Origin of the sequence: Microbacterium sp. TPD7012, from assembly GCF_003075395.1 — a bacterium.
Taxonomy (GTDB): domain Bacteria; phylum Actinomycetota; class Actinomycetes; order Actinomycetales; family Microbacteriaceae; genus Microbacterium.
Genome location: NZ_QDFV01000007.1, coordinates 143,472 through 158,278, shown reverse-complemented (window position 1 = coordinate 158,278; position 14,807 = coordinate 143,472). Strand labels below are relative to the sequence as shown.

17 protein-coding genes are annotated in these 14,807 nt (G+C 69.1%); 7 read left to right on the top strand and 10 right to left on the bottom strand.

Annotated elements, in window-relative coordinates; genetic code table 11:
- Window positions 1–77: 77 nt before the first annotated feature.
- The 6 genes from DC434_RS17660 to xseA all read right to left on the bottom strand — a co-directional run bounded on the left by DC434_RS17660 (window position 78) and on the right by xseA (window position 4,848).
- Entirely contained in the window at window positions 78–395 is a 318-nt protein-coding gene (locus tag DC434_RS17660) for a type IV toxin-antitoxin system AbiEi family antitoxin domain-containing protein (RefSeq protein ID WP_116636624.1), read from the bottom strand.
- A 193-nt stretch (window positions 396–588) separates the two neighbouring features.
- Window positions 589–1,983: a class II fumarate hydratase gene (locus DC434_RS17655; RefSeq protein WP_116636623.1), complete on the bottom strand. Its 1,395-nt coding sequence runs from the start codon at window positions 1,981–1,983 to the stop codon at window positions 589–591.
- The gene (locus tag DC434_RS17650; RefSeq protein WP_116636622.1) at window positions 1,980–2,654 is read right to left on the bottom strand and encodes a carbonic anhydrase; all 675 of its coding nucleotides are present in this window, start codon (window positions 2,652–2,654) and stop codon (window positions 1,980–1,982) included. The genes DC434_RS17655 and DC434_RS17650 overlap by 4 nt, the downstream gene beginning before the upstream one ends.
- On the bottom strand, window positions 2,651–3,295 hold the full coding sequence (locus DC434_RS17645) for a DUF4245 family protein (protein WP_116636621.1): 645 nt from the start codon (window positions 3,293–3,295) through the stop codon (window positions 2,651–2,653). The genes DC434_RS17650 and DC434_RS17645 overlap by 4 nt, the downstream gene beginning before the upstream one ends.
- A complete protein-coding gene (locus DC434_RS17640; protein ID WP_116636620.1) occupies window positions 3,292–3,534 on the bottom strand; it encodes an exodeoxyribonuclease VII small subunit in 243 nt (80 codons plus the stop codon). The genes DC434_RS17645 and DC434_RS17640 overlap by 4 nt, the downstream gene beginning before the upstream one ends.
- A 36-nt stretch (window positions 3,535–3,570) precedes the next feature.
- Window positions 3,571–4,848: an exodeoxyribonuclease VII large subunit gene (xseA, locus tag DC434_RS17635; RefSeq protein WP_116636619.1), complete on the bottom strand. Its 1,278-nt coding sequence runs from the start codon at window positions 4,846–4,848 to the stop codon at window positions 3,571–3,573.
- Window positions 4,849–4,924: 76 nt separating this feature from the next.
- Between xseA and DC434_RS17630 the strand changes: the two genes are divergently transcribed.
- The 3 genes from DC434_RS17630 to DC434_RS17620 all read left to right on the top strand — a co-directional run bounded on the left by DC434_RS17630 (window position 4,925) and on the right by DC434_RS17620 (window position 7,566).
- Window positions 4,925–6,004, top strand: coding sequence for a 4-hydroxy-3-methylbut-2-enyl diphosphate reductase (locus DC434_RS17630; RefSeq protein ID WP_207769994.1), 1,080 nt, complete (start codon window positions 4,925–4,927; stop codon window positions 6,002–6,004).
- Window positions 6,005–6,006: 2 nt separating this feature from the next.
- The gene (locus tag DC434_RS17625; protein WP_116636618.1) at window positions 6,007–6,798 is read left to right on the top strand and encodes an IclR family transcriptional regulator; all 792 of its coding nucleotides are present in this window, start codon (window positions 6,007–6,009) and stop codon (window positions 6,796–6,798) included.
- Window positions 6,799–7,038: 240 nt separating this feature from the next.
- Entirely contained in the window at window positions 7,039–7,566 is a 528-nt protein-coding gene (locus DC434_RS17620; RefSeq protein WP_116636617.1) for a DUF6264 family protein, read from the top strand.
- Between the two features lie 130 nt (window positions 7,567–7,696).
- Here DC434_RS17620 and fbaA read toward each other — a convergent pair whose 3' ends face one another.
- Window positions 7,697–8,725, bottom strand: coding sequence for a class II fructose-bisphosphate aldolase (fbaA, locus tag DC434_RS17615; RefSeq protein ID WP_116636616.1), 1,029 nt, complete (start codon window positions 8,723–8,725; stop codon window positions 7,697–7,699).
- Between the two features lie 185 nt (window positions 8,726–8,910).
- On the opposite strand from fbaA, the gene glpX reads away from it, so the two are divergent.
- A complete protein-coding gene (gene glpX / locus DC434_RS17610) occupies window positions 8,911–9,897 on the top strand; it encodes a class II fructose-bisphosphatase (RefSeq protein ID WP_116636615.1) in 987 nt (328 codons plus the stop codon).
- A gap of 193 nt (window positions 9,898–10,090) precedes the next feature.
- Window positions 10,091–10,375 carry a hypothetical protein gene (locus DC434_RS17605; protein ID WP_116636614.1) on the top strand — a complete coding sequence of 95 codons (285 nt, stop codon included), beginning with the start codon at window positions 10,091–10,093 and terminating at the stop codon, window positions 10,373–10,375.
- Window position 10,376: 1 nt separating this feature from the next.
- Here DC434_RS17605 and DC434_RS17600 read toward each other — a convergent pair whose 3' ends face one another.
- Window positions 10,377–11,621: a DNA recombination protein RmuC gene (locus tag DC434_RS17600; RefSeq protein WP_116636634.1), complete on the bottom strand. Its 1,245-nt coding sequence runs from the start codon at window positions 11,619–11,621 to the stop codon at window positions 10,377–10,379.
- A 65-nt stretch (window positions 11,622–11,686) separates the two neighbouring features.
- A complete protein-coding gene (locus tag DC434_RS17595) occupies window positions 11,687–12,280 on the bottom strand; it encodes a 3'-5' exonuclease (RefSeq protein ID WP_116636613.1) in 594 nt (197 codons plus the stop codon).
- Window positions 12,281–12,339: 59 nt separating this feature from the next.
- Between DC434_RS17595 and DC434_RS17590 the strand changes: the two genes are divergently transcribed.
- Together DC434_RS17590 and ychF are read left to right on the top strand one after the other, a co-directional pair.
- On the top strand, window positions 12,340–13,080 hold the full coding sequence (locus DC434_RS17590) for a class I SAM-dependent methyltransferase (protein ID WP_116636612.1): 741 nt from the start codon (window positions 12,340–12,342) through the stop codon (window positions 13,078–13,080).
- Window positions 13,081–13,122: 42 nt separating this feature from the next.
- Window positions 13,123–14,196, top strand: a complete 1,074-nt coding sequence (gene ychF / locus DC434_RS17585) for a redox-regulated ATPase YchF (protein WP_116636611.1) — start codon at window positions 13,123–13,125, stop codon at window positions 14,194–14,196.
- Window positions 14,197–14,214: 18 nt separating this feature from the next.
- Here the strand turns inward: ychF and DC434_RS17580 are convergent, their stop codons facing one another.
- Window positions 14,215–14,586 (bottom strand): hypothetical protein, encoded by a 372-nt coding sequence (locus DC434_RS17580; RefSeq protein ID WP_116636610.1) that lies wholly within the window; start codon window positions 14,584–14,586, stop codon window positions 14,215–14,217.
- Window positions 14,587–14,807: the final 221 nt, after the last annotated feature.

Sequence of the window (14,807 nt, the reverse complement as noted above, 5' to 3'; positions counted from 1 at the left end):
TCTCCGAATACTCGGCTCAATATCGTCACGGGTGCGGTCCTCGGCCTCGCCCTCGGGTTGCTGTATGTGCTCCTGCGCTATCTGGTTGATCGTCGGGTCCGCCACCCGCGCGACATCGAGCGCGAGACCGGCGTCTCGGTCATCGGCACGCTCCCGCTCGAGAAGTCGATGTCCGACGAGCGCCAGGTGATCGACKTCAKCGCCCCGCCATGGGCAGTCGCCGCCCGGACCTGCGGCGAGATGACCCCGGCGGCGAACACTCCGTCACGGATGCGCTCGATCTCGCCGCGTCGAACGGCTCGTGACAGCGCGCGTCGCGTGAAGCCGAGCGTCTGAAGATGGGTGCCGCGTGCGAGCCCGCCTAGGCGTCGAATGGTGTCTGGTGCCGAGAGCATCTCTGCAGCCTGCCCGCGTTGCAGCCGGTGCTGAGTCCACCATCGCACTCCCCGTGCACAACTTGTTCCTGCCGCCCTCCTGTGCAAAACGCCCCGATCTGCTGACGCGGTACCGATCTGCTGACCAACCTTCGGGAAAGGTCAGCAGAACGGGGCGACGTCAGCAGATCGGGGCGTCTGCGTCCGGCCGGGCTCAGCCGGGGTGCGTCATCGAGAGCAGGTCGAGCTTCTCGTCGAGCTGCTCGAGCGTGAGGTCGCCGCGCTCGACGTAGCCCAGGTCGATCACGGCGTCGCGCACCGTGATGCCCTTGGCCACGGAGTGCTTGGCGATCTTCGCAGCAGCCTCGTAGCCGATGAGCTTGTTCAGCGGGGTCACGATCGACGGGCTCATGCCCGCGAACGCGGCGGCGCGCTCGACGTTCGCCTGCAGGCCGTCGATCGTCTTGTCGGCGAGCACGCGCGAGGCGTTCGACAGCAGTCGGATCGACTCCAGCAGCGCGGTGCCCATGACGGGGATCGCGACGTTGAGCTCGAAGGAACCGGATGCCCCGGCCCACGCGACCGTCGCGTCGTTGCCGATCACGCGGGCGCAGACCATGAGCACGGCCTCCGGCACGACCGGGTTGACCTTGCCGGGCATGATGGACGATCCGGGCTGCAGATCGGGGATGTGCAGCTCGCCGAGACCCGTGTTGGGACCGGATCCCATCCAGCGCAGGTCGTTGTTGATCTTGGTGAGCGAGACCGCGATGGTGCGGAGCGCGCCGGAGGCCTCGACCAGGCCGTCGCGGTTGGCCTGCGCCTCGAAGTGGTCCTTGGCCTCGGTGATCGGCAGCTCGGTCTCGGCGGCGAGCAGCGCGATCACCTTCTGCGGGAAGCCGAGCGGGGTGTTGATGCCCGTGCCGACGGCGGTGCCGCCCAGCGGGACCTCGGCGACGCGGGGGAGCGCCGACTGCACGCGCTCGATGCCGAGGCGCACCTGACGGGCGTAGCCGCCGAACTCCTGGCCGAGGGTGACGGGCGTCGCATCCATGAGGTGCGTGCGACCGGACTTCACGGCATCCTTCCACAGCTCCGCCTTCGCCTCGAGAGCGACGGCGAGGTGGTCGAGCGAGGGGATGAGGGTGTCGATGAGCGCCTGGGTGACGGCGATGTGCACCGAGGTCGGGAACACGTCGTTCGACGACTGCGAGGCGTTCACGTGGTCGTTCGGGTGGACGCTCGCGCCGAGGATGCCGGTCGCGAGGGTCGCGAGCACCTCGTTCATGTTCATGTTCGACGACGTGCCGGAACCGGTCTGGTAGGTGTCGACCGGGAACTCCCCGTCGTGCGCACCCGAGGCGACCTGGTCGGCGGCCTGCGCGATCGCGTCGGCGATGGCGCCGTCGAGCGTGCCGAGCTCCTTGTTCGCGAGCGCCGCCGCCTTCTTGATGCGGGCGAGGGCGGCGATCTGCGTCGATTCCAGCCCCTTGCCCGAGATGGGGAAGTTCTCCACGGCGCGCTGCGTCTGCGCACCGTAGAGCGCGTTCAGGGGCACCCGCACCTCGCCCATGGTGTCGTGTTCGATGCGGTAGTCCTGCTCGGTCATTCCGAACCCTCCTTGGTTGCGGGGGTGGCCCCCTCGGTATCGATTCCGACCGTGACCACCGGCGACGCGGTGCCCTCGGCCAGACGGTAGTTGGCGCCCACGATGCCCAGACGGCCATCGGCGACGGCGCTGCTGATCAGCTCGGAGGACTGCAGCAGGTCCTTGACCGTGTTGCGCAGGTGCTCCTCGCCGACGAGCTCGGCGTCGATCTCGGCAACCGTGGTGCCGCCGCTCTCGTGCAGCACCTTGCGCGCCGCGGGCACGATCGGGGCGATGAGCCGCCAGATGTGCGGCGGAAGCGGGGCGGCGTCGATGGCGGTGCCGTCGATCGCCGCGCGCACCGCACCGCAGGAGTCGTGCGCGAGGACGACGATGAGCGGCACCTCCAGCACGGCGACCGCGTACTCGAGGCTCGCGACGATCGACTCGCCGAGGACCTGCCCGGCATTGCGCACGACGAAGAGGTCGCCCAGGCCCAGGTCGAAGATGATCTCGGCCGCGAGACGCGAGTCCGAGCATCCGAAGAGCGTGGCGACCGGATGCTGCGCCGCGGCGAGGTGCTGGCGCCTGGCGCCGTCCTGGTTCGGATGCTGGGGCTCGTCGCGCACGAAACGGGCGTTCCCCTCCTGCATCTGCTGCCAGGCTGCGGCGGGGGTGAGCGTGTTCGTCATGAAGCCTCCGAGAGAGCGCGGATCTGCGGCACGAGGGATTCTGCGAGGTCGGCGGTGGATGCCGCGGAGCGCGAGCCGTACAGCAGCACGTAGTCGTCTCCGGCCTGCGTGCCGATCGCGTAGCTGACGTTGGCGTTCGCGCCTGCGTCGCCGAGCTTGTAGACGTCCCAGTCGAGTCCGCCGATGCGCACCTCGTCGGTGGGGGCGTTGCCGTTCAGGCGCTGCGGCGCCCACGAGGAATCGGCGTCGAACGCCTGGGCGACCTTGATGAAGCCGCGTTCGTCGTCGGCGGCCGGTGCGAGGGTGATCTCCCACACGACGGTGGCACCGCTCTGCAGCTCGGCGGCGTTCACGCGCCAGAAGTCATCGAGTTCCGGGATGATCGCGGGGCTGTCCATGGTCGATTCGACGCCGGCCGCGATGCCGGCGACGTCGATCTCGTCGGCCTTCACCGGCTCGCCGCGCGGGACGGCGAAGATGATCACGGCGACGACGGCGACCGTCACCAGGAGCGCCGCGACGAGGTTCCGCACCGTCTGGCTGCCGCGGTACGCCTTGCTGGATGCGGCCTTGCGCGCCGCGGTCTCGTCCGGGGTCTCGGGCCGACCGAGCTCGGCGACGATCGGCGGCTGCTTGCTCACGATGCGCCGCCGGCGGAGTCGGAGTCGGATGCCGCGGCGCGGGCGGCCTCGAGACGGCGCTTCGCGCCGAGGAGCCACTCCTCGCACCTGGCGGCGAGTGCCTCGCCGCGCTCCCACAGGGCGAGCGAGTGCTCGAGCGTAGGGGAGCCCTGCTCGAGCTCGGCGACGACGGTGACGAGCTCATCGCGGGCTGCCTCGAACGACAGCGTCTCGACGGGGATCTCGTTCAGGGCGCTCACTCCTCCATCTTACGGCGTGCGTCGCGGGTGCCCGGCTCAGGAGCCTTCGGCGATCTCGCCCTCCGAGCGCGCGGCGACGGAGCCGCGATCGACGGTGATCGTCAGGGCGCTTCCGGCCGGCGCGTCCGCCGCATCGCGCAGGATCACGCCGCCCTCGAGGTGCGCGATCGCGTAGCCGCGGGCCAGGGTCGCGGCCGGCGACAGGGCGCGCAGCGAGGCGCGGAGCTCGGTGGTGCGGCGTCCGGCCGTGTCGAGCTGCCGGGTGATCGTGTCGCGGCCTCGCGAGAGAAGCAGCCACAGCTCCTGCGCGCGGGCGTCGATGATCGGCGCAGGGGAGCGCAGGACCGGCCGGGAGCGCAGCTGCTCGAGCTGGGCGATGTCGTGGGACAGGCGCTGGGTCAGGCGCGAAGTCGCCCGAGAGCGCAGCTGCGCGATCAGTGCGCGCTGCTCGCCGACATCGGGGACGACGCGCTTCGCGGCATCCGTCGGGGTCGATGCGCGCAGGTCGGCGACGTCGTCGAGCAGGGGATGGTCGTTCTCATGCCCGATGGCGCTGACGATCGGTGTGGATGCCGCAGCGACGGCGCGCACGAGCCGCTCGTCACTGAAGCCGAGGAGCGTCTGCGGGTCGCCTCCGCCGCGCGCGATGATGATGACGTCGACCTCGGGGTCGGCATCCAGTCGCTTGAGGGCGGCGAGGGTGTCGGGGACGCAGCGGTCGCCCTGCACGGCGGCGTACTCGGTGCGGAACCGCACCTGCGGCCAGCGCAGCTCGGCGTTGCGGTGCACGTCCTTCTCGGCGTCGGAGCGCTCACCCGTGATCAGGCCGATCAGGTGCGGGAGGAACGGCAGACGCTTCTTGCGGGTGGCGTCGAACAGCCCTTCCTGGCGGAGCTGCGCGCGCAGCTTCTCGAGGCGCTCGAGCTGATCGCCGAGCCCGACGTGCTTCATCGCCGAGACGGCGAAGCTGAAGTCGCCGGCCTTGACGAAGTAGTCGGCCTTGACCGCGGCGACCACATGATCGCCGACGCCGAGATCGGAGGGGATGCGTGGGCGCACGCTCGACCAGATCCGGATGGAGATCTGCGCGTCGGACTGGGTGTCCTTCAGCCGGGCGAAGATGTTCCCGGCCCGGACGTTCCACGAGGTGATCTCGCCTTCCACCCAGACGGTGTTCCAGCGCGCGATGAAGTCGCGGATCGTCGCATTCAACCGTGCGACGGAGGTGGGTGCATCCGAGGTGGAGTCGCGCGGGGCGACGGCGTCGGCGGGCGGCGTCTCGCCCGGACCCGCGGCCGCTTCGAAGACTGTCATCTGCTCCCGTTCCGTGCCGTCGCGCCGTGTGGCGGCATCCCGGCCTTCCACAGGCACGCGCCGGTAGAATCAAGGGGTGACTTCGACTGCCGTTCATCTCCCCGTCCCCCTCATCCCACGCGTGCGCGCGGCGGCAGGGCGGCTTCAGGATAACCCGATCGTCGGACACAAGCGGATTCTGCTCGCCGCTCCCCGCGGCTATTGCGCCGGCGTCGACCGCGCCGTGGTCGCCGTCGAGAAGGCGCTGGAGCGCTACGGTGCACCCGTCTACGTGCGCAAGCAGATCGTGCACAACATCCACGTCGTCTCCGAGCTCGAGGAGAAGGGCGCGATCTTCGTCGAAGAGGTCGACGAGGTCCCCGCCGGAGCCCACGTCGTCTTCAGCGCGCACGGCGTCTCGCCGGCCGTCGTGAACGCGGCATCCGATCGCGGACTCCACGCGATCGACGCCACCTGTCCACTGGTCACGAAGGTGCACCGCGAGGCCGTGCGGTTCGCCCGGGACGACTTCGAGATCCTCCTGATCGGCCACGAGGGACACGAAGAGGTCGAGGGCACCGCGGGGGAGGCCCCCGAGCACGTGACCATCGTCAACTCGCCGGCCGAGGCCGACACGGTGCAGGTGAAGGACCCGTCCAAGGTCGTCTGGCTCTCACAGACCACGCTGTCGGTCGACGAGACCATGGAGACCGTCAACCGTCTCCGTCTGCGCTTCCCCGAGCTCCACAATCCGCCGTCCGACGACATCTGCTACGCCACCCAGAACCGTCAGGTCGCGATCAAGAAGGTGGCCGCGAACGCGGATCTCGTGATCGTGGTCGGATCGTCGAACTCCTCGAACTCGGTCAGGCTCGTCGAAGTCGCCCTCGAGTACGGCGCCAAGGCGGCGTATCGTGTCGACTACGCCGAAGAGGTCAAGCAGGAATGGCTCGACGGCGTCGAGACCGTCGGCGTGACGAGTGGGGCATCCGTCCCCGAAGTGCTCGTCCGCGAGGTGCTCGATGCTCTCAGCGACGCGGGGTACCGCGACGTGGAAGAAGTGAAGACGGCTGAGGAGGATCTGATGTTCTCTCTGCCCAAGGAGCTTCGTCAGGACTCCGCCGGCCAGCGCGACGCCCGGGCGCTCGGCGGTCGTGCCTCAGGAGGAGGCGCGTAGCGGTGAGCCCGACAGAGGGCGAGCCCACCCTCATCGGGTCGGTGCAGCGCGCTCTTCGCCTCGTCGACATCGTCGCGAACTCTCCTCGTCCGCTGCCGGCGAAGATGCTGGCCGCCGCCACCGGACTGACCCCGGGCACGACGTACAACCTCATCCGCACGCTCATCCACGAGGGATACCTGTCGGCCGAACCCGACGGTCTCGTGCTCGGCACCAGGTTCCCGTCGTTCCAGCAGGAGATCGACTCGCGCGGCGTCTTCCTCGCCCGCGTGCGCTCCGCTTTGAGGAACGTGACGGAGGAGGTCGGCGCGACCGCCTACCTCTCGCGCTTCGACGACGGCGAGATGCACCTCGTCGACATCGTGGATGCCGTGCACAACCCGCGGGTGGAGCTCTGGGTCGGCCTGCAGTCGAGCGCCCATGCCACGGCGCTGGGCAAGCAGATCCTCGCGGAGCTGCCGGACGAGCACCGGCTCGACTATCTGGCGCGGCATCGCCTGGAAGAGCTGACCCCGCGCACGATCAGCGATCGCGCCACTCTGCTGACGCAGCTCGAGCACTCTCCGGGGTGGGTCGTCGATCAGGAGGAGTACGCGATCGGGGCGACCTGCGTCGCGGTGCCGGTGATCGCCCCGAACATCACCGCGTCGCTCGCGATCTCGCTGCCTTCGGAGCTGGCTGTCGTGGATCGGGCCCTGGTGTCGCGCCTGCAGAGCATCGCGCGGAGACTGTCGCTGCAGCTCGGCGCCGATTCTCTGGATGCGGGTGCACCCGACGTCGAGTTCACCATCTGAAGTTTCGGCTCTAGCGCGCCGGACATGCGCTTTCCTATGATCAGAACCGTAGGCGTCTGTGCAAACGGCACTACAGGTTCGCGGAGGGTCCCCAGCTCTGCGTGAGCCCACTTGGATGACGAGCGTCCCCAGCGTTCCGAGTCCGCGGCCCCGAGGAGTCCCCAATTCTCCGGGGCCGCCATCATTTTCGGCCTGCGTCGGCTGTGAGCCGCTCGGAGCGGCGGCGATTAGCATGGCGGGATGACCGATCAGCGTCCTCAGTACGGCGAACTCGCAACCCCCGAGGAGCAGCGGAGGGCGGCCGGGCTCCCGCCGCTGAACGAGGTCGTGGCGGAACCGGTCTTCACGGCCCCCGCACCGGAGCCCGTCATCGCGGATGCCGCTCCGCGTCGTCCCCACCCCGTCGATCGGTTCGTCACCATCGGGCTGCTGGCCTACGGCCTCATCAACGTGATCGTCACCGCGCTGTCGTACCTCGACCTCACGCGGGTGATGAACGAGAGCATGAAGATCCTCGGCATCGACGGAGAGTTCACGAACTACGACCAGGGCAAGTTGTGGGGCACCGTCGCCGCGGTCGTGCTGGTCGTCGGCTGGTCGCTCACGGCGTGGGCGTCGATCCGGCGGCTCCGCAGCGCGAAGGTCGCCTGGTGGATTCCCCTCGTCGGCGCGGTGGTGACGATGCTGATCGCGTCGATGTGCCTGGCGGTGCCGATGTTCGGCGATCCCGCCTTCATGTCGTACGTCGAGAACATGGGCGGCAGCTGATCCCGCCCATCGACGCAGAAAAGGGGTGCCCGGCCGATCGGCCGGGCACCCCTTCGCTTCGACAGGCTCAGCGACCCAGGGGACGGAGCTCAGCGACCCAGGGGGCGGAGCTCAGCGACCCAGGGGCGGATCAGCTCTTCGACTGGCCGTAGGAGCCGAGCTGGCGGGTGGACTCGACGACGCGGGCGGCCATCGCGGTCTCGGCGATCTTGCCCCATGCGCGCGGGTCGTACTGCTTCTTGTTGCCGACCTCGCCGTCGACCTTGAGGACGCCGTCGTAGTTCTTGAACATGTAGTCGGCGATCGCACGCGTGTAGGCGTACTGCGTGTCGGTGTCGATGTTCATCTTGATGACACCGTTGGCGACCGCGAGGGCGATCTCGTCGACGGTCGAGCCGGATCCGCCGTGGAAGACGAGGTCGAGCGGCTTGGCGCCGGTGTTGTACTTCGCGGCGACCTGCTGCTGGATCTCGCCCAGCAGCTCGGGGCGCAGCTTCACGCCGCCCGGCTTGTAGACGCCGTGCACGTTTCCGAAGGTCAGGGCGGCGATGTATCGGCCCTGCTCGCCGAGGCCCAGCGCCTGAACGGCCTGGTCGACGTCGGCGAAGGTCGTGTAGAGGGCGTCGTTCGAGCCCTCGTGCGCGACACCGTCTTCCTCGCCGCCGACGACGCCGATCTCGACCTCGAGGATCGCGTTGATGGCCTTCATGCGGGGGAGGAGATCCTTGGCGATCTCGATGTTCTCTGCGAGGGGAACGGCGGAGCCGTCCCACATGTGGGACTGGAAGATCGGGTTGCGTCCGGCCTTGACCTCTTCCTCGGAAGCCGCGATCAGCGGCTCGACGAAGCCGGCCAGCGCGTCCTTCGGGCAGTGGTCCGTGTGCAGCGCGACGGTGACCGGGTAGTTCTTGGCGACCTCGGTGGCGTAGCGTGCGAACGCGAGCGCGCCGGTGGAGCGGGCCTTGACCGTGTGGCCGGCGAAGTAGTCGGCGCCGCCGGTGGTCACCTGGATGATGCCGTCGGAGCCGGCCTCGGTGAGGCCCTGCAGGACGGAGTTGATCGTCTGCGAGCTGGAGACGTTGAAAGCGGGATACGCGAAGCCGCCGGCCTTCGCGCGGTCGAGCATTTCGGCGTACTGATCCGGGGTGGCGACGGGCATGAGAACTCCTGCGATAGGGGAAGCCGGGACAGCAGTCACTCTATCGGGGTGCATGGGTCGATGACGCAGGCTCCGAGGCGCTGAGCGGCCAGGACTCCTGCCGGACTGTTAAGAATCGGGATTCCTTCACGTGAAATGGGCCGAAAGCCGGGCTGTTCACGATGGCTGATCGATAGGCTGACCGCATGGTGAGTCTGACAGCGGATCTGAGCCCTCTTCATCCCGACCGCAACCTCGCGATGGAGCTGGTGCGCGCGACCGAGGCGGCGGCGATCCGCGCGGTGCCGTTCATCGGCCGCGGCGCGAAGGAGGCCGCCGACGGAGCCGCCGTCGACGCGATGCGCGCGTTCCTCGGAACGGTCGACTTCCAGGGCCGTGTCGTCATCGGCGAAGGTGAGAAGGACAACGCCCCGATGCTCTTCAACGGGGAGGTCGTCGGCACCGGCCGCGGGCCGCTCTGCGACATCGCGGTCGATCCCATCGACGGCACGTCTCTCACTGCGGCCGGACGGCAGAACGCGCTCTCGGTGATCGCCGTGTCCGACCGCGGCACGATGCTCGACGCATCGACGGTGTTCTACATGGACAAGCTCGTCACGGGCCCCGCGGGCGTCGGCGTGGTCGACATCCGCCTCCCCGTCGGCGAGAACATCCGCCGACTCGCGGGGGCCCTCGACAAGCCCGTCGACGAGATCGTCGTCTCGGTGCTGAACCGCCCGCGGCACGAGCAGCTGATCCAGGAGATCCGCGACGCCGGTGCCGGTACCCGCCTGATGAGCGACGGAGACGTCGCCGGTGGGATCAACGCGGCTCGTCACGACGCGCGCACCGACATGTGCGTGGGCGTCGGAGGCAGCCCGGAAGGCATCGTCACGGCCTGCGCCATCAAGGCGCTCGGCGGCCACATCCAGGGTCGGCTCTGGCCGCGTGACGACGATGAGCGTCAGCGGGGCATCGACGCCGGCCTCGACATGGACAAGGTCTACGAGGCCGACGACCTCGTGCAGGGCAAGAATACGATCTTCGTCGCCACGGGCGTCACCGACGGCCAGCTGGTCGCCGGCGTGCGCCGGGAGCGCGGCTTCGTCTACACGGAGAGCGTCGTGCTTCGCGGAGCATCGGGCACCCTTCGCCGCATCGCCTCGGAGCACCTCGTCTCCAAGTGGCTCTGAGTCGCCCGGCATAGTCGTACGGGCCGCTCGGCGAGCGATCTGTGCGCGGGGAGGCCGTGTCATCGTTACCGACCCGGTATCGGGTCGAGACGTCGTGATCCACGCTTCCTCGGGGTGCCGTGTCACAATTGTCCCTGGGTTTGTCGCCGTCGACGGAGCCGCCAGGCACCGCAGGCACCAGGAGGGCGAACAGATGACAACGCAGCATACGAGCGGCTCGAAGGCCGCCCCGACGAAGATCGTCACGACCAACACGGGGCGCATCCTCCGGGTGAGCGCCGACGCCGAGGTGATAGCTCCGGCTCCGACGGCTCCACCGCAGACCGCGGTCAGCGACCCCGCTCGACGAGCCGACGTGCTCTTCCGCAAGCGTCTCGACGAAGGTCATGAGATCAGCGCATGGTGGATGATCGGGGCCTTCCTCGCCACCAGCGGTCTGGTCATCGTGCTGCTGAGCGGCGTTCCGGGCGCCGCCTGACTCACACGTCGTCGAGACGTGCGCGCACCTCTCCCACATCCGCGCGGACCGGGGCGTCGGACTTCTCGTCGTCGATGCCGACGAGTTCCGGTGCGGTGAAGCGGCGGGTGACCCCTGCGGTGACCGCCGGCGCGGCGGGAAGGCCCGAGGCGTCGACGCCGGGGAACTGTCGCGCCGTCACGAGCACACGGGTCTCGAGCGAACCGGCGAACTTGTTGTAGCTGTCGACGGTGCGCTCCAGTGCTCGTCGCAGGTCGTCGGCGTGGCCGGAGAGAGTGCCGAGCCGCTCGTAGAGCTGGGTTCCGAGATTGAGCAGGGTCCGTGCCTCGGTCGACACCTCCTGCTGGGTCCAGGCATAGGCGACGGTCTTCAGCACGGCCCAGAGGTTGACGGGCGAGGCCAGCGCGACACGACGGCTGAAGGCGTAGTCGAGCAGCGTGGGGTCTTCGTCGATCGCCGCGGCGAGGAGGGACTCGCTCGGCAGGAAGCAGATCACGAACTCGGGACTGGCGTCGAGGCCCGACCAGTAGGCCTTCTTCGCGAGCGCATCGACGTGGGCGCGCACGGCCTTGACGTGCTTCTGCATGTGCGCACGTCGCTGCGGCTCGTGAGCGTCTCCGGCGGGGAGAGCGGAAGCCTCGAGATACGCATCGAGCGGGACCTTGGCATCGACGGCGATCGACGTGCCGCCTGCCAGGCGGACGACCATGTCGGGGCGACCGGTGCCACGGTCGGACGAGATCGTCGACTGCAGGTCGAAGTCGACATGGCGGGTGAGGCCGGCCGCCTCGACCACCCGGCGCAGCTGCGTCTCTCCCCAGACGCCGCGCGTCGCGGTGGATCGCAGGGCCCCGGCCAGGGACTCGGTCGTGGCCCGCAGCGCCTCGTCGGACTCCTGCGCGCGCCGCAGCTGCTCGGCGAGGGTGCCGAACTGCGCCTGCCGCTCCTGCTCGATCGCCGTCACCTTCGACTGCATCTGCTGCAGGCTCTCGCGCACCGGCGCGAGGGCGGTGAGCACGGCGTTCTGCTGCTGGACGCGCAGCGCCTCCGCGCGCTGCTCCGTACGGGCGTGCTCGACCGCGTCGCGGTAGAGGTCGTACTGGCGATCCCGGTCGTCGCGCGCGGCTGCCAGCTCGGCCTCTGCCCGTGCCAGGTCGGCGGCCCCTCGTCCTGCGCGCAGGAACCAGCCCACGGCGACACCCGCCGCGAGTGCGGCGAGGACCAGAACGAGCGAGAGAGCATCCATGTCTCTCATGATGCGGCCGGCATCCGACATTGCGGGGCAGCCCCGCTCAGACGCGGCGATCCCCGTCAGGCGACGGCGCGCTCCAGAGCGGGAACCGCGGGCTCCGTCACCCGCAGGCTGAGCGCGTCGGCGAGCGCGAACACGTCGGCGGCGCCGTGGCGGCGGGCGGCATCGATCACGATCTGCGCGCAGGCGCGGGCATCGGCCAGGGCGTCATGGTGCGAGAACTCCGCGAACCCTGCGGCGGCTGCGGCCACCGGCAGGCGGTACGAGTCGAGCTGATACGTCTTGCGGGCGACCTGCAGGCTGCAGAGCGAGCGGTACGGCGGGCACAGCATGTCGGTGGCCTCAGCCGCCCGGCGCAGGACGTTGAGATCGAACCCGGCGTTGTGGGCGACCAGGACGTCGGCGCCCGCGAAGCCGCAGAGACGGTCGAACTGGTCCGCCCAGGTCGCGGCGGAGACCACGTCCTGCGGTCGGATGCCGTGGATGCGCACGTTCCACTCCTGGAACTCGTCGTGCCCGGGCGGAGGCTGGATCAGCCATCCGGCGGTCGCGACGACCTCGCCGCCGCGCACGCGGACGAGTCCGACGGAGCAGGCGGAGGCCGGGCTGGAGTTCGCGGTTTCGAAGTCGATCGCAGTGAAGTCCAGTGGCACGGATCCACTCTCCCTCGCGATTTCGGCGTCGGATCGCAGGCTCGCCGTAGGCTGGCGACATGACGGACGAGCAGGCGACATCCTTCGGCGTGCAGGCCCACAGCTATGAGGTCGGTCGGCCGGAGTACCCCTTCGCGGCGGTCGCATGGATGCTCGACGCTCTGCCGCACGGTTCGCGTCGCATCGCCGATGTGGGCGCCGGGACCGGGAAGCTCACGCGCACCCTCCTCGGTGCACCGGACGCCGAGGTCGTCGCCGTCGATCCCGACCCCGAGATGCTCGCGACCCTGCGCACCGCGGTCCCCGGGGTCCCCGCGTTCGTCGGGACGGCCGAGCGCCTGCCGCTTCCGGATGACAGCGTCGACGCGGTCGTGCTCGGCCAGGCGTGGCACTGGGTCGAGCCGGTGGCGGCCTCCGCCGAGATCGGGCGCGTCGTGCGCAGCGGGGGAGTGCTCGGACTCATCTGGAACATCCGCGACGAGCGCGTGGACTGGGTGCGACGGCTCACCGAGATCATGCACGGCAGCAATGCTGAGATCATGCTCGCCGCGGGAGACCCCGTCGTCGCGGCGCCGTTCGGTCCGCTCGCGCAGCAGCGCTGGGAATGGGTCCGACCCATCACCCGCGAACTGCTGCACACCATGGCGTCGTCGCGCAGCTACGTGATCACGGCATCCGACGATGAGAAGGCACGCATCCGGCGGGATATGGATGCCCTGTTCGACGAGCTCGGCCTCCACGGCGATGACACGATCGATCTCCCTTACGTGACGAGGGCGTTCCGCGCGGTACGCGACTGACTCGCAGGACCACGCGAGGACCGACAGGTAGACTCGTCCTCCGTGGCTCTCACTATCGGCATCGTCGGCCTGCCCAACGTCGGCAAGTCCACCCTCTTCAACGCACTCACCAAGAACGACGTGCTCGCGGCGAACTATCCGTTCGCGACGATCGAGCCGAACGTCGGCGTGGTGAACCTGCCCGACCCGCGTCTCGACAAGCTCGCGGAGATCTTCGGCAGCGAGCGGATCCTCCCCGCAGCGGTGTCGTTCGTCGACATCGCCGGCATCGTGCGGGGTGCGAGCGAGGGCGAGGGGCTGGGCAACAAGTTCCTGGCGAACATCCGCGAGGCGGACGCGATCGCCCAGGTCGTGCGCGGGTTCGCCGACGACGACGTGGTGCACGTGGACGGTGCCGTGAACCCGGCATCCGACATGGAGACGATCAACGCCGAGCTCATGCTCGCCGACCTCGAGACGGTCGAGAAGGCGATCAACCGCTACGAGAAGGAAGTGCGCGGCAAGAAGATCGAGCCCGTCGTGCTCGAGACCGCGATCGCCGCGAAGGATGCTCTGGAGCGCGGCGTGCTGCTGTCGGTCGCCGGCATCGACCTGGCGCCGATCCGCGAGCTGGGGCTGCTCACCGCGAAGCCCGTCATCTTCGTCTTCAACGTCGACGAGGGGGTGCTGACGGATGATGCCCGAAAGGCCGAGCTCGCCGCTCTCGTCGCGCCCGCGAAGGCCATCTTCCTCGACGCCAAGATCGAGTCCGAGCTGATCGACCTCGACCCGGAGGATGCCGCTGAGCTGCTGGCGTCTACCGGCCAGGACGAGTCGGGCCTCGACCAGCTCGCGCGGATCGGCTTCGATACCCTCGGGCTCCAGACGTATCTCACCGCTGGTCCGAAGGAAGCTCGCGCCTGGACGATCCCCAAGGGGTCGAAGGCGCCGCAGGCCGCCGGCGTCATCCATACCGACTTCGAGAAGGGCTTCATCAAGGCTGAGATCGTCTCGTTCGACGACCTCGTCGAGACGGGCTCGGTCGTCGAAGCCCGTGCCAAGGGCAAGGCGCGCCTCGAGGGCAAGGACTACGTCATGAAGGACGGCGACGTCGTGGAGTTCCGCTTCAACAACTAGCCCATCCGGCTCGGCGAGTCAGGGGCGACCTTCGGCGTCTGCCAGGCCTTTCCGATGCTTCGCGGCCGCACGTCTGATCGTGGCCACCTTCGGGTTGTCCGCACGCTCTGCGGGAAGGCTGTCGAGGATGGTGACGTCGGCTCGCGCTGCGAGCGTCAGGAGGCCCCACATTCCGATCGAGTCGAGTTCCACATCGACTTCTTCGGGGGTCGCCGCCGCGAAGGCCGCATGCGCGCTCGCTTCGATCTCTGGGTCGCTCGGCCTCTTCGCCGCGCCCGCGACGGCGTTCGGCTGATTCGAGTAGTTGTCGAGCTTGGTCAGCAGTTCGTCGGCGCGTGCGGTGCCGAGCGCCGATGCGAATGCGGCTTGAATCGGGTATGTCTCGGTCACGCTCGTCTCCAGAGTTCGGTTCGCGGTCGGTGCGATGGCAGCTGTCGGATTCGGCCACCGTACGGGTAGCGTACTCATTCGGACGACGCTCGGGTTCTGCCGGGACCCTCCAGGTGTGAGTGTCCATCTGCGAACATGTCCTCATGCGCCGCGCTGCCACGCTCACCACGACCCTCGCCGCACTCGTCCTCGCGATCGGCGCGCTTGCAGGGTGCGCCGAC

Excerpts from the sequence above, each read along its gene's own strand:
- DC434_RS17590 (WP_116636612.1), top strand. The coding sequence starts at position 12,340 with ATGACGGACGAGCAGGCGACATCCTTCGGCGTGCAGGCCCACAGCTAT.
- DC434_RS17620 (WP_116636617.1), top strand. The coding sequence starts at position 7,039 with ATGACCGATCAGCGTCCTCAGTACGGCGAACTCGCAACCCCCGAGGAG.
- fbaA (WP_116636616.1), bottom strand. The coding sequence starts at position 8,725 with ATGCCCGTCGCCACCCCGGATCAGTACGCCGAAATGCTCGACCGCGCG.
- DC434_RS17605 (WP_116636614.1), top strand. The coding sequence starts at position 10,091 with ATGACAACGCAGCATACGAGCGGCTCGAAGGCCGCCCCGACGAAGATC.
- DC434_RS17655 (WP_116636623.1), bottom strand. The coding sequence starts at position 1,983 with ATGACCGAGCAGGACTACCGCATCGAACACGACACCATGGGCGAGGTG.
- xseA (WP_116636619.1), bottom strand. The coding sequence starts at position 4,848 with ATGACAGTCTTCGAAGCGGCCGCGGGTCCGGGCGAGACGCCGCCCGCC.
- glpX (WP_116636615.1), top strand. The coding sequence starts at position 8,911 with ATGGTGAGTCTGACAGCGGATCTGAGCCCTCTTCATCCCGACCGCAAC.
- DC434_RS17600 (WP_116636634.1), bottom strand. The coding sequence starts at position 11,621 with ATGGATGCTCTCTCGCTCGTTCTGGTCCTCGCCGCACTCGCGGCGGGT.
- DC434_RS17650 (WP_116636622.1), bottom strand. The coding sequence starts at position 2,654 with ATGACGAACACGCTCACCCCCGCCGCAGCCTGGCAGCAGATGCAGGAG.